This window comes from Secundilactobacillus muriivasis, from assembly GCF_054785195.1.
Map to the genome: position 1 here is coordinate 43,706 of NZ_BAABMI010000015.1, position 20,327 is coordinate 64,032.

The window sequence follows — 20,327 nt, forward strand, 5'->3', positions numbered from 1 at the left end:
CCAATTCTGGTGCTTTGGCGTTTCCATACCGTCTAAAGCGTGACTTGCCGGGATTTTTGGGTACAATGGACACACATGAGCACCACACACTAAGGAGGATTTTGACATGAAGATTTATACCAAAAAAGGCGACAAAGGCTCTACTCGAATCATCGGTAAGAAAATCGTGACCAAGGATGACGCACGGGTTGAAGCTTACGGCACCGTTGACGAACTCAACTCTTGGGTGGGCTACACCATCTCATTATTAACGGCCAACACCGCTGAACTTCACGACGAACTGGAAGAGATCCAACAACAACTCTTCGACGCCGGCACTGATTTAGCAACCCTAAACGACGACCCGAAGCGCGACTTCATCTTCAACCCAGAAGCAACCACGTGGTTGGAGGGCAAGATCGATAAGTACACCGAAGCCGTCCCAGCCGTCCAAAAATTCATCCTGCCAGGTGGTGCGCAACCAGCATCCGCATTACACGTTGCAAGAACGATCACCCGCCGCGCAGAACGCTGCATCGTGACGTTACAAGGCGAAGACGACATCAACCACGACGTATTAGTCTTCATGAACCGCTTATCAGACTACTTCTTCGCAGCAGCGCGCTATGCGAACATGTTGGAGAAGCATGATGATATTTTGTATCGGAATAGTAAGCCGGTTTTTAGATAGAGAGCGTTAAATCAAGCGTTTAGAAGGTGGAGTATAAGGGCGTCCCCAGCGAACCTACCGGGTTTTGGTAGGTTTGCTGGGGACGCCCTTATATGCAACCTTCTGCTTGATTTAACGCGTTTCGGCGTGGCCGCCTAACCCAACCAACGCTGACAAACTTCACCATTGACTCGATTGTCTGGAAAATTTCAGCTTAATGTTAGCCGAAAACAACGCCGCCTAAATGCTCGTCGCCTATCCCACTCACTCACCACCCAAGTCACGCCCCTCGATTTAATATCGGGACCGCCTTACATCCCTCATACGGAGCAATTTAAGGCACAATTTCACACCCCTTTACCTAATGAAAAATCACCATCCCACCACCCCCAATTGTCAACTTCTATGACAACCAAAACCAACCAAACACCTTTTCAACCGCCACCTGACAACTTTCTTAACAATATCCCAATTTAACTCAAACCAACCGTTTTCCTCTAACCAATCAAAAAAAATAAAAAAAATTTTCACCCCAAAAATCAGTCATCACTCACCCGCTACTAACCCCGTCATCATCACTTCAACCCAACCTTTTCCCGTTTGCATTTTACCCCCAGCACCCAGCACTCTCCGAAATTTGACATATCAATTTCATAGCACATCGGGTATACTAGGAAACAACACAAACAGTCCTGTATGTCTTAAAAATGGACTGAAATCAATACGAAGGATGGATTAGCATGCCTCAGAAAATGATCGATATGCGTGGGCAACGCATCGGTCGCTTAACCGTTTTAAGCCGGGCCGGTAAATTACCCAACGGCAATATTACCTGGAACTGTCACTGTGATTGTGGTAACAGCTGTGTGGTTGATGGTCACCAATTGCGGACCAAGAAAACCCTGAGCTGCGGCTGTATCCGCAAGCAACGGTCGCGTCAAATGATCCGGGAAAACCCAGCTACTCGTAAATACATCGGTAACTGGGAAGTGCTTCAAAAAACGTGGCACCCTAAGTCCGATGAGCGACGGGCGAACAACAAGAGTGGGGTCACGGGTGTGAGTTACGATCAAGCGCAGGATCGCTGGATCGCCCGGTTATACTTCAATGGTCGGTACGTCTTAAACCGGACGTTTACCGATAAGAGCGACGCCGTTGAAGCCCGGAAAGAAGCTGAGAAGCGGTACCTGTAAACCGCTGGTCAAGATAACCGTCGTTGTTTGATTGCAACCGGTTGTTTTTCAACTGAAAATCATAAAAAAGGTTCAGACCGTAACTGGTCTGAACCTTTTTTATTGATTAACCTAATGCTGACAACTACTCACGTTCAACATTTTTCACGATCACGGACATCGTCCCATCCGGATTAGTGCGAAATTCAATCACGTCTTTGTTCTTCAACAACTCAACTGGCACCGTCATTTCAATGCCGTTACCCAGCTTGATCTTTTGCTTTTGGTACTTCTTCTCAAAAATCGGTGCGTTAGGAACCGGCACCGTTTCGGCAACGCCGCGTTCCTTCAACGTTGCCTTAAATTCTTCTTTAGCGACCGGATTATCCGGGAAAACCGCCTCCGCAACGTAATTGCTATCAATCGTTTCATCCTTCTTGATACTATCATGAACGGCCTTTCGCGTTTCTGGTGCGGTTAGCACACCGGTTTCAGTGTATTTTTTCGTTGTTTCTTGAACCGTTTTTTCGATGATTTTAATCTCTTCCGACACTTTTTTCACGGCTGGAATCTTCAGGATATTTTGCGCAAAACTCCAGTCTTCACCATTATTGTCGTACTTCTTCGACCGAACCCGAATCGTGTTGCCAATCACCAAAAAGCCATCGTTGATCGTTTGAACTGGTGACGGCAAAATGGTTTTATTTTGAATGATCGTGTTGACCAACACATCATCTTGGTATTCGATGGTGTGTAAATACTTTGCGTTATAATCCAACTTCACCATCCCGGTCAGCTCTGCCAGATCATCGTTTTCAACCCGGAAAAACAGCAGGTCACCGCCACCAATTTTTTCAGCACCCTTAATGGCTTCAAAAAAAGCCAAACTAAGTTCAGTCGTTTGGTCCATAAAACTAGCCGGATCATCAACCAATGATTTGACGATCGGACAGTCATCAAGAGCCGTTTCCGTGTACTCCGAGTTCACAAATTTTTGGATGACCTTTTGCAGGTACTCCTCAACGACAACATCGTTGGGATCCATATCCTTGTGGGATAATACCACGTTACCCGAGTCCTTATCCAAAACGTGAACCACTGCCGTTATTATTCTCATCTGAAGCCACCTACTCTATTTTTTATGTTGCGTATCCTCTAATCATATCAAAAAAAGTATCCGAGACAACCTGTAATGCCGACCGGATACTTTTCATATTTAGGCTAAATCAACGCCTCCATCAACTGCTAGTACTTGTCCAGTTATGAACCGATTTTGCATCAAGTAAAGGTACGCTGATGCCACCTCAGCCGGTTTGGCAACCCGTTTCAACGGTACGTTTGCTGCAAACGCGTTGGTCTGTTCTGCAACCTCATCATCGGACAAATCTCGCCACAAACCGGTTGGCGTCCAAGTTGGCGACACCGCGTTAACTCGCTTGTCGGGCGCTAATTCCACGGCTAACCCTTGTACCATTAAATTGATCGCTTGGTTACCAACAATTGCACCAGAAGCCGTCGCGGGACTGCCACCCGAACCCGAAGTAAACGTTAAGCTCCCACCGGCATTTAAATACCGACTGGCAACCTGCGCAATTTTCAGGTTATCAAAGAACTTGGCCTCAACTGCCGCCCGAATATCCGCCACCGAATTAGCTAAAAAACCGCCACCCATGGCACCACCCAGCATCGACACCACGTGATCAAACCGCTCGTTCGTTTCAAAGAACGCCGTCAGCGTTTTAACATCACTCGCATTAAACTGCGCCGTTTCAAGAATGCCTTCTGGTTGGGCTGCAATAATTGCTTGTTGGGCCTTCATCAATCGGTCAGCGTGCCGACCAACGATCGTCACTTCGGCCCCAGCGGCGATCGCCTGTTGGGCAACTTGCAGGCCAAAGCCAGACGTCCCGCCAAGAATCAGTACTCGTTGTTGCGTTAAACTCAACTCATCATTTCCCTTCAGTCAAATTAATGTAGTACGTTAAAATCTCTTGAAATTGTTCAATTGTTTCATCATCAAACGTTGCACGAATTTTGCGGTCTTGATCTTGCATGTAATCTTGGATGATTCGTTCCATCTCACGAGCTTTCGCCGTCAGCGTCACTTCTTTTTGGCGACCATCAGTCACCGCTTTTTGTCGCTTCACCAAGCCCTTTTTATCCATCCGTTGCAATAGCAGGGTCATCGTTGAGCGTTGCACGTTAAATTCGCGTTCCAAATCCCGCTGAATCACCACGTGCCTTCCTTGTCGGCTCAAATAATCGATCACTGACATCTGCATACTGGTTAACCCATACTGACCAGCGAACTGGTCGAAGTTATAGATCAACTGATTAGCTGCTTTCCGTAATAAGCGCCCCGTGTCCTTTGCTTCCATTTATTATTCGCTCCTTGCCTCTCAATTGGCAGGCCGTTGTTCGTTCCTCACCAAATCGTTAGTGAGGTAACAGTTTAAAGCTAGCATGGTTCTCGCTTAAAATCAAGAATTACCGTGCGACTTAACGGTTTTCGCTACTTTTGTCGATTACTGTCGTTTGTGTCCAGCGTAAGCATGTTTAGTTTGTGAAGTGCGGTGATTTGCGTGGACTTACGATTCCGGTAAGCGGCTAGGTTCCTACTGTGGGGCCGGCCTGAGCCAAAGGGCGGTCTCAGCCCTCGAATCTAAGCCTCGCCAAAACCCGCGCGAGTCTTAGATTCGTCCCCGATGATAGGCGGTTGTCGGAAAAACACCAACAACCGCCTATCATCGCGACACAGCATCCACCTAGCCGCTTACCGAAATCTTACATTGGCGTAAATCGGTACTATTGTAGACCATCTCAAGTACTTCACCGGACGTCATGCTGTTGCAGTATGACAGCGATTGATGTCAACTCGGTAAATAACACAATCGGTCAGCAGTCGCCATTTCCATAATGAACAAGTGTAAGTCTATCCTGAACGTTGACTCAACTCGCTTGAACATACTACTGACCCAATGTCGTTACGTTGCCATTCAACACTTGCTGAGATGCTTGCAATTGTCATCGTGCGACAGTTTTGCCCTTCGTGATAAATTTTCGGGAGTACGGTAATCGATGCCGAAAACCCGCAAACAAGAGGTCGGTCAGAAAATTGGGCTCAGCCGTGAAATTTCACTTAGCTGGTGAACTTCCAGCTTAGTGAAAGGCCGAATTCTGAGACGTGTTTTTCCGGCTCAGAATCGTGCCCACGGCGTTCCAGCCCAAATTTTCTGACCGACCGGTTGTGCCCACAATATCACCCATGATTAACGCGCAATGAAGCCAAGTTTCACAAACTCCGTACCCTATCACTGGACAAGCATATACAAAAAAAGAACGTTGCAATCATCGCAACGTTCCACGTTAATCTACTTCAATTTAGACTGTGCCGCTTTCGGTACTTGTGACCAGCTGACACGTTCGTAGCTCTTAACACCCTTAGCTGGTGACCAGAGTACTTTCACGTAGTGGCCCTTCGTGAATTTGACACCAGTCATTGAGTTGACTGATAATTTTTTGGCGCTACCGTTCTTGTCGTAGCCGGTCATGTTATAGGTGTAGCTCTTGCCCATAACGGTGCCGTCCTTTTGCTTTTGCAAGTAGGTATGACTGATATTGCCAACCTGCGCGTAGTAGCTACGGCCGTAGTTTTGAATGCCGTACAGGGCACCGCTGATACCGACGAGCACTACGATAATCCCTACAAGCCACCAAAGTCCCTTCTTCATCCCAACATCCTCCAATTAATTTTCAACTAGTGCTAACCCATCTTCGTCCTGAATCGTAATGTGACTTCGACCGCTTTGACTGATCAGTCCCTGCTTTGAAAATTGGCTGAGCTTGCGACTGATCGTTTCTGGTGACGTCCCAAGGTACAGGGCCAGGTCCTTTTTTTGAAGCGGCAGGTCAAATGATGCCGTGCCAATCTCGGAACTGGTTTCAACGAGGTAGTTTGCTAGGCGTTCACCGACACTGGTCGTGAGCGTGGCAGCTGCTTGTGCTTCAAGGTCAGCCACCCGTTTACCCAACGCGTTCAACATATTCAGCGCAACGGCTGGCGATTGTTGCACGAGTTGCTGGAAATCCTGCCGGGTGATCAAGCACATCTGCGAATCGACCAACGCTTGGGCACTGGTCTGCCGATCGGTTTCTTCAAACAAAACTGACTCGCCGTCAAAGTCGCCCGGTTGTAATAGCCGAATCAACTGTTCCCGACCGCTAGCCGTGCTCTGCGTCACTTTGACCTGACCATGCGCTAAAATCACCAACGAATCTGCATGATCTCCCGCTAAAAAGACAAACTCACCCTTCGCAACGTGCCGTTCTTGAACGAGTTCCGCAACGGCTGATACCGTGGCGTGATCAAGATCTTGGAAAATCGGCACTAACTGCACACACGCAATTGCATCATGATGACCTAACATGTTAAACCCCTCCTCGGATGGTTTCACTACTATCAATCTATCATAGTTTAGCGTAACAGACCAGTCCGCCGATTGCCTTGACGTATGTCAAGTTGGACTTGACGTATTCGGCGGTTTTTGCCATGAAATTTTTAGATTTTTCCGGTAAAAAATCGTGTAAAATTTGAAGCGCTGGGTATTTTAATCAACCGAACCAATTCAACGATCTCAGGGCTTGGTTTTGCCCATTAAACCACTTATAATGACAAGTGATTATTGCCTAAATATCACCAAATAGCAAGCAACTTGCACTTATTCAATTAGATCTTCAAGGGGGCCTTTTTATTGACCGAACCAATTATTCGTTTAGACCACATTGTGAAGCGTTACGGGGACACTGAGATTCTCAAGGGCATCGACATCACGCTTGAACAGGGGAAGTTCTATACCCTGCTCGGCCCTTCCGGCTGTGGCAAAACAACCATTTTGCGCATCATCGCTGGTTTCACCGATGCCACTGAGGGGACGATTTTATTTGACGGCAAAGCCATCAATAACTTGCCCGCTAACCAACGCAAAGTCAACACCGTCTTCCAAGACTACGCGCTATTCCCACACATGAACGTGCACGATAACGTGGCGTTTGGACTACGGCTTCAAAAATCAATCAGTAAAGCTGAAATCAACCAGCGGGTTAACGAAGCTCTGGCATCCGTTCGCCTCGCCGACTACGGCTCTCGCCAAATCAGTGAACTTTCTGGCGGCCAAAAGCAACGGGTCGCCATCGCCCGTGCCATTGTCATGAAACCGCGGATGTTACTGCTAGATGAACCCCTTTCTGCGTTGGATGCCAAACTCCGTCGAGACATGCAGTACGAACTACGTGATCTGCAACAACGACTGGGCATCACCTTCCTCTTCGTCACCCACGACCAAGAAGAAGCCCTTGCCATGAGCGATGAAATTTTCGTCATGAATAACGGTAACGTCCTCCAAAGCGGGACGCCAGTGGATATTTACGATGAACCCATCAACCACTTTGTTGCCGACTTCATTGGCGAAAGCAACATTTTGACGGGGACCATGATCAAGGATTACGAGGTGGCGTTCGTCGGTAAGCATTTTGAATGTGCCGATGCTGGGATGAAACCTAACGAACCAGTCGAAGTTGTTTTACGGCCCGAAGACCTCGATATCACCACGCCTGATCAAGGTAAGTTGACCGTCACTATTGATAGTCAGCTCTTCCGGGGCGACTACCACGAAATTGTGGCCTACGATAATGACCACAACGAATGGTTGATTCACTCGATCAATCCCGCCAAGGACGGCGAAGTGGTCGGCCTGACCTTCGAGCCTTATGACATCCACGTTATGCGACTGCACGAAACCGAGGCCGACTTCGACGCCCGGTTGGAAAGCTACGATGATGAGGAGGTCACGCAATGAATCGTCGGCAATTTGCTAACTGGTCCTACTACGTGCCTTACGGGCTCTGGATTGGCCTGTTCGTTTTGGCGCCAGTCGGCTTGATCATCTACCAATCCTTTTTAAGTTTAAATCACCACTTTACCCTGGCCAACTACCAGACCTACTTTGAATCGAAAACCTACCTGATGATGACCGTGAACTCACTGTGGTGGGCCTTCTTGATCACCGCGTTTACGCTGTTGATCAGCTATCCCGCGGCTTACTACATTCACCAACTCAAGCACCGGCAACTCTGGCTGTTGCTGACGATTCTGCCCACTTGGATCAACTTGCTGCTGAAGGCCTACGCGTTCATTGGCATTTTCAGTCAATCTGGGGTGGTGAATCAGTTCCTTCAGGTCTTTGGCATCGGCCCCCAACAGATTTTGTTTACGAACTTTAGCTTCGTGTTCGTGGCCACTTACATTCAGATTCCGTTCATGATTTTACCGATTTATAACGCGTTGGACGATTTAAATCCTTCCTATATAAACGCCAGTCACGATTTAGGCGCCACTGGTTGGCAAACTTTCTCAAAGGTTATCTGGCCACTGACCCTGCCCGGTGTTAAGGCGGGCGTGCAATCGGTGTTCATTCCCTCACTCTCCCTCTTCATGTTGACCCGCCTGATTGGTGGTAACAAAGTCATCACTTTAGGGACGGCGATTGAAGAACACTTCCTCACCACCATGAACTGGGGCATGGGCTCCACGATTGGGGTCGTGTTGATCATTGCCATGGTCGTCATCATGATTTTAACTGGTGACCGGAAACTCGAAGGGCGGGTGACACGATGACCCGCTTAAACTCATTTAAATGGTCGCGACTCTACTTGACGTTAGTTTTCATCATGTTGTACGCGCCGATTATTTTCCTAGTCGTTTACTCCTTCAACAGCGGTCAAACTATGGACCACTTTCAGGGGTTCACTCTCGCGCACTACGGCGAATTATTCGCTGACCGGCGACTGATCGCCATTGTGTTAGAAACGTTGGTGATTGCATTACTATCAGCGTTAATGGCCACCGCTATCGGGACACTGGGTGCGTTATGGATCCATCAAACGAGCCGGCCGGTATTTAAAAATACCTTGCTGTCCCTCAACAACATCCTGATCGTGTCACCAGACGTCATTATCGGGGCCAGCTTCCTGATTTTCTTCACCACGTTAAGTATTCCACTTGGCTTTACTTCCGTGCTACTCAGTCACATGGCCTTCTCGATTCCCATTGTGGTGCTGATGGTGTTGCCACGTTTAAAGGAACTGAACGGCAGTATGCTGGACGCGGCGGCTGACCTTGGCGCCAACCAAGCGCAGATTCTTCGCCACGTCATCGTGCCGTTCATCACCCCCGGCATCTTCTCCGGCTTCTTCATGGCCCTGACCTACTCGCTGGATGACTTTGCGGTGACCTTCTTCGTGACGGGGAACGGATTCTCAACGCTCTCCGTTGAAATCTACTCGCGAGCGCGTCAAGGGATTAGTCTGGAGATCAATGCGTTGTCCGGCCTACTCTTCATCCTGACCCTAGCGTTGATTGTGGGCTACTACTTCGTTCAGCAGTCCGCAACTAAGTCAAAACGACGGGAGGCGCGCTGATGAAACGATTAATGACCCTCGCCATTTTAATTCTAGCAACTTGTGGGCTTCTCGGCTTTTCAGCCAACCGACTCCTTGCCAGCGACAACACCGGTGGCGGTGACAACGTGTTAAACCTCTACAACTGGGGTGACTACATCGATCCTGCTTTGATCACTAAATTTCAGAAGCAAACCGGCATTCACGTTAACGTGGAAACCTTTGACAGCAACGAAGCCATGTTCACGAAGATCAAGCAAGGTGGTACCAGTTACGATCTGACTGTGCCCAGTGACTACATGATTGAAAAGCTCCGGGCAGCGCATTTGTTGAAACCGTTGGATAAATCCCGGTTAAAGGGCCTCAACAACTTTGATCCGCGGTTAATGAATCTGGATTTTGACCCCGACAACCGCTACTCAATTCCTTATTTCTGGGGAACGTTAGGCATCGTTTATAACGATAAAATGGTCAAACCAGGCAGTTTGCAACATTGGAACCAGCTCTGGTCACCCAAGTACCGTAACCAGATCATGTTGGTGGATTCGGCGCGCGACATCATGGGCTTTGCGTTAGCTTCCAACGGTGATTCAATGAATACGACCAGCTCGGCACAATTGCTGGCTGCTAAGAATAAGTTGAATCGGTTGAGTCCTAATGTTAAGGCCGTTGTTGCCGATGAAATCAAGATGTACATGGCCGAAAATGAAGCCGCTATCGCGGTGGACTGGTCGGGTGAAGCGGCCGAAATGATGGCCAACAATTCGCATTTGCACTACGTGGTACCAACGGAAGGCAGCAACCTCTGGTTCGACAACCTAGTGATTCCCAAAACGGCCAAGCACTATAAGGCCATTTACGCCTTTCTCAACTTCATGATGCAACCAAAAAACGCAGCCCAAAACGCAACCTACGTGGGCTACGCCACCCCAAATAAGCGCGCCCAGGACCTACTACCAAAATCAGTCCGAAGCGACCCACAATTCTATCCAAACGACCAAACCATGGCGCATCTGCAGATCTATAAGAACCTGTCGCCGGTGATGGTTGGGAAGTATAATGATTTGTATTTGGAGTTTAAGATGCATCATTAGAGAGCGGAGCAAAACGCTTTGAGACTGGAGTATAAGGGCGTCCAAGTAATACTGGCTGGGTTTTAGTCAGTATTACTTGGACGCCCTTATATGCAAGTCTCAGTTTTGCGCAGCTCGTTTCGGCGCAGGCTAATCAAGGCGGTAATCTAAGTCAGCTTCACGATGGTGACGATTATTGCTAACTAGAGTTTCAGTGGCGTCGAAAACTATGTAGTAGCAATGCACGTCACTAGAGAGCGGAGCAAAACGTTTTGAGACTGGAGTATAAGGGCGTCTAAGTAATACTGGCTGGGTTTTAGTCAGTATTACTTGGACGCCCTTATATGCAAGTCTCAGTTTGGCGCAACTCGTTTCGGCGCAGGCTAATCAAGGCGGTAATCTAAGTCAGCTTCACGATGGTAACGATTATTGCTAACTACAGCCTAAGTAGCGCCGAAAATGTGTAATAGTAATGTGCGTCGCCAATAATACTCAGTAAATTTAAAGTGCTAAGTCAAGACACTGCTCCGGGCAACTGGTTTTCGGCTTGGGTGAGACTGATATTTCTTGGGGTTCCATTTACATTCAAAAACCGCCAACTTTCCCGCCTTCTGGCCACCACGCCGAAACGCTTAAAATAAAACAGAGACTTGCACATAAGCCCCGCTCACCACAAGTCCCAAAGTCTCTAGGGCTCCACCAAAACGGTGCTCCTGGCAACTGGTTTTCGGCTTGATTTAACCTGATATTTCTTGGGGTTCCATTTACCTTTAGAAATCGCCAACTTTCCCGCCTTCTGGCCACCACGCCGAAACGCGTGAACCGAGACAGAAGGTTATGTATAAGGGCCAGTACGTAAAACTCCCCAAAGCCCGGGGAGTTTTACGTACTGGCCCTTATACGCCACCTTCTAAGCGTCTCGTTTCACGCTCTAATTATTCTCCCAATCATCAAAATCCCTCAAATGCGCCCCAAGATACGAAATCGCCTCTTGCGTCAACTCATCCGCGCGCTTTTGACGTTGATCTGGGTCATCGTCACCAAAGTAGTCGGCAATAAAGCCTTCACCAACCGCTTCAAAGACTTGCTGGCGCGCATTACCGTTATCTTTGAACAGGTCATCTAACCCCTTCAAATCTTGCTTAGCTGCGTTGTAAATCACCTCAGCTAAATCCGCTCGCTTACCTAGCTTTTGTGCGCCATAAGCAATCAGAAAATCATTCATATCAATAATGACACCTTGTTTTACGTTTCGTTCAGACCGTTTCAATCCAATCACCTCTCCAGTCTATTTTAGGCTTGGAAGGTGATTTTGTTTAGTATTTTGATTATTTAAATTTAACCCCACCACAAATGCAAATAGTCCCGCAACTTCCAGTCAGAGAAGTTCCGGGACTATTTAATCATTAATCAATTATTTTAAACGGTTTATTCTTCGCCCCACACACTGTTGGCGATCTTACGAACCAGCGCGATTTTTTCCCATTGTTGAGCTTCCGTCAAAATGTTACCTTCTTCAGTTGACGCAAAGCCACATTGGGTGCTCAAGCAGAGGCGATCCAATGGCACGTATTTACCAGCTTCGTGAATCCGGTCGATGATGGCTTGTGGATCTTCCAACTTGCCATCCTTTGACGTAATCAACCCTAAAACAACTAATTTGTCAGTCGCAACCTTCTTCAATGGTTCAAAACCACCGGCACGTTCGCTGTCATATTCCAAGAAGTAAGCCGAGACATTTTCCTTGGTGAATAGTGGTTCAGCAACTGATTCGTAACCACCGGCAGAAGCCCAAGTTGAGTGATAGTTACCACGGCAAATGTGGGTGTTAACCGTCAGATCAGCTGGTAAATCAGCGATAGCCTTGTTGTTGACCGTCACATATTGTAACTTCAAAATGTCTAACTGTTCTTCTTCAGGGGTTGGATCGCCAGGGCGAGCGCCATCATGGCGACTCACTAACATGCCCCACGTACAGTCATCCAATTGCACATTGCGACAACCAGCAGCGTACAAATCTAAAATCACTTTGTGGTAGGCCTTAGCGATGCCTTCAATCAATTCGTCATCAGTTGCGTAGACGGCTTGGGTAGCCTTCAAGTTTTCAGGACGCTGCAGTTCTGCCAAAAATTGAGCAGGCGCTGGAATCGTCTGTTTAACTAACACGTTATCGCTGGCATGCTTTTGAGTGAATTTGAAATGCTCAACGAATGGATGGTTTTCGCCACTCAGTTCACCAGTTAAGCGCGCACTTTCAGCCCGCGTTTCTTCAGCATGGAAGGCGTACCCACTATCAAGATCAACCTTTTCAACCCCTTGTAAGCCCCAAAAAAAGTCTAAATGCCACCAGCTCCGGCGAAATTCGCCATCGGTAACGGCCTTCAAGCCGGCCTTTTCTTCTTGGTGTAATAGTTCAATAATGGATTGATCTTCAACCAACTTTAATTCAGCGGCGTTGATCTCGTTGTTGGCAAATTGTTGCCGGGCATGCTTCAATGATTCAGGCCGTAAGAAACTGCCGACCACGTCGTACCGGAATGGTGATGTTGTTCGTTTCGTGTATTCAACTGCTGTTTGTTCGCTCATAATGTGTAATCCCCTTTAATTAGAAATCTATCCGTTAGTTTTAATTTTTTAATGAACGTTCATTTGCTGGCACTTGTTGACGAAAAAAAAGCTTTCGCCCCTACACCGACTGACTCGGTTATAGGGGCGAAAGCTCGCGTTACCACCCTAGTTCGTACTGGCTTCACAGCCAACACCTCGAGGTACCTGTTGATACCCGGCCAGTTATCGGTGGCTACCGGAAATTAAGCGTGAACCTAACTTCTGCTCTGAGCTCATCTTCGTAATGGTTGCGGCTATCGTGTTCCACTATCACGACTCCCTTGTGAACCGCTCGCACTACTACTCTTCTCATCAACGCAATTAAAAACGTTCATTAAATTTAAGTTAGATTATAGTTGAGGTTTCTCATACTGTCAAGGGGCATTCAATTTTTACTTACGTTTGTGTCCAGCGTAAACATTCTTCTGTTTAGTTTGTGACGTGCAGTGATTTGCGTAAACTGTCGATTCCGGTAGCCGGCCAGGTTCCTGCTATGGGGCCGGCCTGAGCCGAAGGGCGGTCTCAGGCCTCGAATTTCAGCCTCGCCAAAACCCATGCGAGTCTGAAATTCGTCCCCGATAATTGGCGGTTGTTGGAAAATCACCAACAACCACCAATTATCGCGACACAGCATCCACCTGGCCAGCTACCTCCATCTCACATTGCACAATTTAGCACTATTGTAGATCATCTCAAGCGCTTAACTGAACGGATTACGGCAGTATTGCAACGACTGACGTTGATTCGACAAACGACAGAATTAATCATCAGTCAACGCTTCAGAATCGCAACGGACGTATGGATGTCAACGTAATAGATTCGCACAATCGTGATGCACGACTGGTAGATTTAGTATCACGCAATCGTTGATTCCTTGCGGTTACTGAACATTGACCACAATCGTTTCTCGCAGTTGTGGAGTTATCATCAAGCGTTGCCATCGCGCGGTTTCGTCAACTTCAGAATGTAATAGTCAGCTGTTGTTGTCAATGACGCACCATGTAGCGGGAGGCGGAGGCGCGCGGAGCTCAGCAGTGTCGGTATGACTTAAGCAGTCGTAGTCCGTGGGGTTCGGGCTGCGAGTGCTTTAGTCATACGCGGGTCCGGAGAGATCCGGCACGGAAGTGGTCTTCTTCCGTTCCTAGCTCGTAGGCCCGCCACTGCGTTCCAGCTCCGCATAGCGCCGGAGCCTCCCGCGGCATCTTCCCACTATAGAAGACCAGAATCATTTCACAAACTATACATGCTTACGCTGGACACAAGCGTCAACAAAAAAGCCGCCAAACCGAAAAACAGCTCAACGACCTCAAACACGCTATTTACTTAACAACAATATCATAATGCCCGCCATAAGTTCCACGGTCATGCACGACACCAATCCCAAGTGGGGTTTTGATCTTCGTACCGAACTTTTTGTTGTTCGCCAAGATCAAGTATCCCTGCTTGTCCCGACCGTTCAACGTATAAGTTCCATCTGACGTGTAAGCACCCATGCCGTAAAACCCACTACCGTTTGGTGAGTAGTATGTAAAGACCCGTTTGTGATAGTAAACGCGACCCATCCGCTTGAACACGGATGCGCTCATGATCGCGTCATCAGCCGGGTTATATTTTTTGGCACTGGCACTTTGAGTGGCTGGCATTGCGAGGCCGGCAATCATGGCCATAACAACTGCAACCCAAGTTAATACTCGTTTCATCCGCACCGTCAATCTCCTTAAAACTTGCTCATCTTTTATCCAACTATTAGTTAGTATAAGCAATCAACGTAACGATGCGGTCACATTTAAGTTAACAAATCTTCAGTTTTTGTCATACTTGTTACACAATTGTCATCTTAGCCGTGAAGTTTCTGAAATAATGCGGCGCGTAAATCAGTCCCGATGATTTCCAAAACCACTTTAATCAGCTGATCTGACATGTAACCAGTTGCATCGAGTTGCGCTTCATGGCCGTTAACGTGGGTGATCATCGTCCCCTGTGTTTTCAACTCGATATTGTACGCCTGCAATAGTTCCGCCAAAGCCTTCAGTTCCGTTTCTGTCATTCGTCTTTGCCTCCTGATGATGGTATCCGTTCCAATCATACCACGAGTTTTAACTGCATCGCACCTCACACAACTATCGGCATCAAAAAAACAGCAGTGCTCAGAATCATCACTGCTGTTACAACTTACGATTTAATTTGAACTAACTTTATTTAGCCCGATAAGCAACTTCACCATCAACCAAAGTCAACTTCGTCCCGCCATAAACAGTTTCACCAACGAATGGTGAATTATGCCCCTTGGACAAGAAGTCTTCTCGTTTAATTTCACTAGCAGTCGTTAGATCAAAGATGGCTAAGTCAGCCGGTGCCCCAACTGCCAAATGCCCAGCAGTTTGAATGCCAAATACTTCAGCCGGTGCAACCGCCATCCAGTTGATCAACTGCGCTAAACTAAACTGCCCAGTCTTCACGAACTTGGTGTACAGCATCGCAAAGGCCGTTTCACTACCGGTAATCCCAAATGGTGCTTTTAACATTGATTGCGCCTTTTCAGCATCCGTATGTGGTGCGTGATCGGTGGCAATCATATCAATCGTGCCATCCAACAAGCCTTGGATCAACGCTTGTCGGTCAGTTTCACTCCGCAATGGCGGGTTCATCTTCAACATGGCGTTGTCACTCGTGATATCGGCATCACTCAGCAACAAGTGGTGTGGTGAAACTTCAGCAGTCACGTGAACCCCCGCCTGCTTAGCTGCCCGAATGACTTGAACGGTTTCCTTCGCTGACACGTGGCAAACGTGGTAGTGAGCACCAGTCGCGCCGGCTAACACAACGTCCCGAGCAACTTGCGCGGTTTCGCTCACACTTGGAATGCCAGGCAAGCCTAATCGTTTAGAAGAATCGCCTTCGTGCATCACGCCGCCGTAAGTTAAACTATCATCTTCAGCGTGTGCCACTACGGCCATGTTCAGTTCAGCCGCCGCCTGCATCGCTTTATACATCGTGCCACTGGTTTGAACCCCGTTACCGTCGTTACTAAAGGCAAATGCCCCAGCCGCTTTCAAAGCTTCAAAGTCCACCAACTCGTCGCCACCACGATCAGTCGTGATCGTTGCGTACTGTAACACGTGAACGGCAGCATCTTGTTCGTTCTTCGCAATCAACGCTTTGATCCGTTCTGGCGTATCTGGTGTTGGAATCACGTTCGGCATTGCTGCCACCGTGGTATAACCACCCCGAGCAGCCGCTAAGCTCCCGGTTTTAATGGTTTCCTTTGCCGTTTGGCCGGGTTCTCTAAAGTGCACGTGCACATCGACCAACCCTTGGCTCACAAACAACCCTTGGGCATCAATGATTTCACTGGCCGCCGGTTGGGGGTTCCTTAACTGGCCAATCGCTGTGATCACCCCGTCTTCAATCAAAATATTCTGAACTTCTAGGTGGCCGTTTACCAAACACTGGCCGTTCTTAATCAATCGTTTTGTCATCGTCAGTTTAATCCTCTTCAACTAATCCTTTGTACCGTAACAGACTTGCCATTACAGCCATTCGTACAAAAACGCCATTTTGCATTTGGGTGAAGATCCGGGAACGGTCGCATTCAACCAGTTCATCCGCAATTTCAACGCCGCGGTTAACGGGCGCTGGGTGCATGATGATAGCGTGTTCTTGCATGCGAGCTTCGCGTTCAGGCGTCAACCCGTATTCGGCGTTGTAGCCGGCAGCGGTAAAGTTGGCATTTTCCTTGCTATCAAGGCGTTCGTGTTGAACCCGCAGGAACATCATGACGTCCATTTCGTCAACTAAATCGTCAACAGGCATCCAAGTGCCAAATGCTTGGAAGCGGTCGTCAAACCACTTCTTAGGACCGCCAAAGTAAACCCGGGCGCCTAACTTGTTTAAGACTTCCATGTTTGAACGGGCGACCCGTGAGTGAGCCAAGTCGCCAACAATGGCCACCTTCAAGCCTTCAAAGAAGCCAAATTCTTCGTAGATCGTCATCATATCGAGTAATGATTGCGATGGGTGTTCACCAGAACCGTCACCACCGTTGGCGATTCCAACGTGGATGTTACGGTCGTCAACTAATTCTTGGTAGTATTCGTTGTGCTTATCTCGCATGGCAACAACGTCAACGCCGATGGCTTGTAAGGTCTTCAGCGTATCAGCCATGGTTTCACCTTTGTTCACGGAACTGTGAGCGGGGTCAAAGTTAACCACGTTCAGACCTAATTTACGTTCTGCCATTTCGAAACTGGTGTGGGTCCGGGTGCTGTTTTCAAAGAATAAGTTGGCCGCGTATACCGGGCGAGTCAGTTCAATTTGCTTACCTGCTTTAAATTGTTGGGCTTCACGGATAAAGTTCATCACTTCTCCAGAACTTAAATCCTTCATGCTCAGTACGTTTGCGTAGCTCAACGGCTTGGTCGTTTCCATCATAGTCAGTCATCCTCCTAATAATAAACGCGCCTTGCCGTGTTCGCAAAGCGCGCCTCTTAGGTGGTGTACCCTTGGACGTTTTGCTCTCACGGGAGACAATTAAATCGTCAGTGTCAATCTCATATCATGTGCTCATTAGTCCGCGGTATTAAGAGTAACAAAAAAAGGCTCTCTACCGCCTGTGGGTAAAGAGTTCACTGCTGTCTAGACTTCTGGCCTAGAACTTATTGCCGATCCTTCTTAGTCTCACAGGACTAATTGTTAAAGGTTTGATTGGTTAAATCATAACCGCCTACCGCATAAAATACAAGCTTTTTTTACAAATTCCTTCAAAACATTCGGATTTAATATTGTTCACGTTATATCCATCCGATTTAATTGCCAATCCAAGGATAAACTCGAACATTATCAGCCGTCAGTCTGCCAGTTATTCACCATCTTCGTCCGCTATCACCAAAGCAACTCGACTGTTATAATAGATTTATTCTGAGATTGGCCATCAGCCAACCTCGCGGCATAAGGAGCACCCGAATCATGGCAATCAGTAAAATCGGCATCCGCGAACTTGTGGAGTTCACCTTGAGATCAGGTAACCTTGGCGGCGGTCTTAATAGTTTAAACACCGCCCAAGAAGGTGCCAGGATCCACCGTCAACTCCAAAAGCAACGGGGCGATAACTACCAAAAAGAATACGCCCTCGACCGCAAAGTGACGCTTGCCGACCGACCATTCCTCATTCATGGTCGCGCTGACGGCGTGATTTTGGCGGGCAATGACACCCTCATTGAAGAAATCAAAACGTCCGATCTGGCCTTCGAAGATCTACCCGAAAATACCTTGACCCTCTACTGGGGTCAGGCCAAGATGTACGCCTACATTTTGATGACCGATGAGGACCTAGACCAATTAACGCTTCAACTGACCTATTACCGGCGAACAACTGACGAGGTCACCAAAAAACAACTGACTTACACGCTGACTGAAGCGACTGAGTTTTTCAACCAAGTGGTCAGTGAATACGAAACTTGGATTCAACTCGAAACCGACTTACGACAGGAACGCAACACGTCGATTGCAACCCTCCCATTTCCCTTTGACCAGTACCGAACCGGCCAACGGGAACTGGCGGTAGCCGTCTACAAGGCTCTGCGTCTCAAGAAACAACTCTTTATCGAAGCCCCCACTGGAACTGGTAAAACCATTTCCACGGTCTTCCCCGCCATCAAAGCCATGGGGGAAGATCAGATTCAGCGGCTGTTCTACCTCACGGCTAAGCAAAGTACCCGCCACGTGGCTGAGCAAGCGTTAGCGTTGCTTGCTGATAAGGGGCTTGTTTTACGCAGTGTCACCTTAACCGCTAAGGATACCATCACCTTCCCAGAAGAAGTTGATTTAGCGCCGGATGACAATCCCTATTTGGTCGGCTACTACGACCGCTTAAAACCGGCTTTGAAGGACATTCTCACTCACGAAATGGCAATCACCCGACCGGTTATTGAAACCTACGCGCGCAAACACACGCTGGACCCATTTGAATTTTCACTGGACGTTAGCCTGTTTTGCGACATGATCATTTGCGATTATAACTACCTGTTTGACCCGCAAGTTTACCTGCAACGGTTCTTCTCGGTCGACCACGATGACGATAACTTTTTCTTGGTCGATGAAGCCCACAACCTAGTGAGTCGCTCACGAGATATGTACTCGACTGAGCTGGCGTTAGCACCACTGACGGACCTGATTGCGCTCACGAAGGACCAAACGGACCCGTCGCACTTGTTGATCACAGCATTTCGAAAACTCCGTCGTGCCTTCTTTAAATTCGCGGGACCATTGCTGGAAAGCGGCAAGGACGAAAGCGTCTTTAACGAAGCGGCCGTTGGGTTTGATAAAGCGGTCAAACAGCTGACCGATTCCGTTGGCGATTGGCTTGGTCGTGAACAACCCCAAGACGACTATACCAAAGCTGTTTTGGACTACTATTTTAGCTGCATGAGTTACCTTAAAATCGCTGACTTTTATGATGATACTTACCGGACTAAAATTACGGTTGGTGACGATCAGGATCGCGACATTACGTTTAAACAACTGTGCCTGGATCCCAGTGCGTTTTTGGCCGAATCGCTTCAAAAAGGGCACGGCGCAGTCCTATTTTCAGCCACTTTTTCACCATTGGACTACTACCAACGGGTGCTCGGCGGTAGCGACGATAGTCTCTGTTATCAACTCCCCTCACCGTTTCCACCAAAACACCAGACGATTCTCATCACCAACTACATTGAAACGACTTATCGCAAACGGGACGATAATCTGGTTAAAATTATTACTAGTATTAAAACGCTGATCAGCGGGAAGACCGGCAACTATTTGATTTTTCTGCCGTCCTACTCCTTTATGAATACCGTCAGCGAGGCCTTTCAACTGGCTTACCCCGACGTTGAGACTAAGGTTCAGGCGACTAAAATGACTGAAAGTGAACGAACCGCCTTTCTGGACGCCTTCACTGCGGATGGGGACCAAACGTTGGTCGGGTTTGCAATCTTAGGTGGCCTGTTCTCTGAAGGTATCGACCTCGCTGCTGACCGACTGATCGGCGTGGGGATCGTCAGTGTTGGGCTGCCTGGTCTAAGCACCGAAAATGACCTACTCCGTGACTACTTTGACACCATGGACGAACCCGGCTTTGAGTACGCCTACCAGTTACCTGGCCTGAACCACGTTTTTCAGGCAGCTGGTCGGTTGATTCGAAGTGCGAAAGACGTGGGCGTGATTTTGCTAATGGATCGGCGGTTCGCGTCATCGCGTTACACCCGGTATTTTCCACCCCACTGGCAATACTATCGGACACTCTATCGAGAAAGCGACTTGGCGCCCACTATCGACCAATTTTGGCAGTGGACGGCTGAACAGTCTGATTAACTAGTTAACTAGTAACTAATC

18 protein-coding genes are annotated in these 20,327 nt (G+C 48.1%); 7 read left to right on the forward strand and 11 right to left on the reverse strand.

What is annotated here, in order from left to right:
* Positions 1-106 precede the first annotated feature (106 nt).
* Positions 107-670, forward strand: coding sequence for a cob(I)yrinic acid a,c-diamide adenosyltransferase (locus ACYVR3_RS04170; protein WP_057152456.1), 564 nt, complete (start codon positions 107-109; stop codon positions 668-670).
* 719 nt (positions 671-1,389) lie between these two features.
* A complete protein-coding gene (locus ACYVR3_RS04175) occupies positions 1,390-1,842 on the forward strand; it encodes a hypothetical protein (RefSeq protein ID WP_057152457.1) in 453 nt (150 codons plus the stop codon).
* A 124-nt stretch (positions 1,843-1,966) separates the two neighbouring features.
* On the opposite strand, the gene ACYVR3_RS04180 is transcribed toward ACYVR3_RS04175, so the two are convergent.
* The 5 genes from ACYVR3_RS04180 to ACYVR3_RS04200 form a co-directional block, all read right to left on the reverse strand.
* A complete protein-coding gene (locus tag ACYVR3_RS04180) occupies positions 1,967-2,938 on the reverse strand; it encodes a nucleoid-associated protein (RefSeq protein ID WP_461243243.1) in 972 nt (323 codons plus the stop codon).
* A gap of 99 nt (positions 2,939-3,037) precedes the next feature.
* Positions 3,038-3,766, reverse strand: a complete 729-nt coding sequence (locus ACYVR3_RS04185) for an SDR family oxidoreductase (RefSeq protein ID WP_461243244.1) — start codon at positions 3,764-3,766, stop codon at positions 3,038-3,040.
* A gap of 4 nt (positions 3,767-3,770) precedes the next feature.
* Positions 3,771-4,199 (reverse strand): MarR family winged helix-turn-helix transcriptional regulator, encoded by a 429-nt coding sequence (locus ACYVR3_RS04190; RefSeq protein ID WP_461243245.1) that lies wholly within the window; start codon positions 4,197-4,199, stop codon positions 3,771-3,773.
* 993 nt (positions 4,200-5,192) lie between these two features.
* Positions 5,193-5,552 carry a YxeA family protein gene (locus tag ACYVR3_RS04195; RefSeq protein ID WP_461243246.1) on the reverse strand — a complete coding sequence of 120 codons (360 nt, stop codon included), beginning with the start codon at positions 5,550-5,552 and terminating at the stop codon, positions 5,193-5,195.
* A 15-nt stretch (positions 5,553-5,567) separates the two neighbouring features.
* Positions 5,568-6,248 carry a Crp/Fnr family transcriptional regulator gene (locus ACYVR3_RS04200; protein WP_054734512.1) on the reverse strand — a complete coding sequence of 227 codons (681 nt, stop codon included), beginning with the start codon at positions 6,246-6,248 and terminating at the stop codon, positions 5,568-5,570.
* Positions 6,249-6,572: 324 nt separating this feature from the next.
* On the opposite strand from ACYVR3_RS04200, the gene ACYVR3_RS04205 reads away from it, so the two are divergent.
* The 4 genes from ACYVR3_RS04205 to ACYVR3_RS04220 are packed head-to-tail and all read left to right on the forward strand — an operon-like array spanning position 6,573 to position 10,370.
* On the forward strand, positions 6,573-7,676 hold the full coding sequence (locus ACYVR3_RS04205) for an ABC transporter ATP-binding protein (protein WP_461243247.1): 1,104 nt from the start codon (positions 6,573-6,575) through the stop codon (positions 7,674-7,676).
* Positions 7,673-8,494 (forward strand): ABC transporter permease, encoded by an 822-nt coding sequence (locus ACYVR3_RS04210; RefSeq protein WP_057152459.1) that lies wholly within the window; start codon positions 7,673-7,675, stop codon positions 8,492-8,494. The genes ACYVR3_RS04205 and ACYVR3_RS04210 overlap by 4 nt, the downstream gene beginning before the upstream one ends.
* Entirely contained in the window at positions 8,491-9,297 is an 807-nt protein-coding gene (locus tag ACYVR3_RS04215) for an ABC transporter permease (RefSeq protein WP_461243248.1), read from the forward strand. The genes ACYVR3_RS04210 and ACYVR3_RS04215 overlap by 4 nt, the downstream gene beginning before the upstream one ends.
* On the forward strand, positions 9,297-10,370 hold the full coding sequence (locus ACYVR3_RS04220; RefSeq protein ID WP_461243249.1) for an ABC transporter substrate-binding protein: 1,074 nt from the start codon (positions 9,297-9,299) through the stop codon (positions 10,368-10,370). Before ACYVR3_RS04215 ends, ACYVR3_RS04220 begins: the two co-directional genes overlap by 1 nt.
* Before the next feature lie 910 nt (positions 10,371-11,280).
* Here the strand turns inward: ACYVR3_RS04220 and ACYVR3_RS04225 are convergent.
* The 6 genes from ACYVR3_RS04225 to ACYVR3_RS04250 all read right to left on the reverse strand — a co-directional run bounded on the left by ACYVR3_RS04225 (position 11,281) and on the right by ACYVR3_RS04250 (position 17,387).
* Positions 11,281-11,619 carry a hypothetical protein gene (locus ACYVR3_RS04225; RefSeq protein ID WP_461243250.1) on the reverse strand — a complete coding sequence of 113 codons (339 nt, stop codon included), beginning with the start codon at positions 11,617-11,619 and terminating at the stop codon, positions 11,281-11,283.
* A 158-nt stretch (positions 11,620-11,777) separates the two neighbouring features.
* Entirely contained in the window at positions 11,778-12,935 is a 1,158-nt protein-coding gene (locus ACYVR3_RS04230; protein WP_461243251.1) for a 5-methyltetrahydropteroyltriglutamate--homocysteine S-methyltransferase, read from the reverse strand.
* Between the two features lie 1,340 nt (positions 12,936-14,275).
* Complete coding sequence (locus ACYVR3_RS04235) at positions 14,276-14,656, reverse strand: hypothetical protein (protein WP_057152462.1); 381 nt, start codon at positions 14,654-14,656, stop codon at positions 14,276-14,278.
* 137 nt (positions 14,657-14,793) lie between these two features.
* Positions 14,794-15,003: a hypothetical protein gene (locus ACYVR3_RS04240; protein ID WP_054737460.1), complete on the reverse strand. Its 210-nt coding sequence runs from the start codon at positions 15,001-15,003 to the stop codon at positions 14,794-14,796.
* 148 nt (positions 15,004-15,151) lie between these two features.
* On the reverse strand, positions 15,152-16,435 hold the full coding sequence (locus ACYVR3_RS04245; RefSeq protein WP_461243252.1) for a dihydroorotase: 1,284 nt from the start codon (positions 16,433-16,435) through the stop codon (positions 15,152-15,154).
* A gap of 7 nt (positions 16,436-16,442) precedes the next feature.
* Positions 16,443-17,387 carry an aspartate carbamoyltransferase catalytic subunit gene (locus ACYVR3_RS04250; protein ID WP_461243253.1) on the reverse strand — a complete coding sequence of 315 codons (945 nt, stop codon included), beginning with the start codon at positions 17,385-17,387 and terminating at the stop codon, positions 16,443-16,445.
* Between the two features lie 534 nt (positions 17,388-17,921).
* Here ACYVR3_RS04250 and ACYVR3_RS04255 point away from each other — a divergent pair.
* A complete protein-coding gene (locus ACYVR3_RS04255) occupies positions 17,922-20,306 on the forward strand; it encodes an ATP-dependent DNA helicase (protein ID WP_461243254.1) in 2,385 nt (794 codons plus the stop codon).
* The last annotated feature ends 21 nt before the right edge of the window (positions 20,307-20,327 follow it).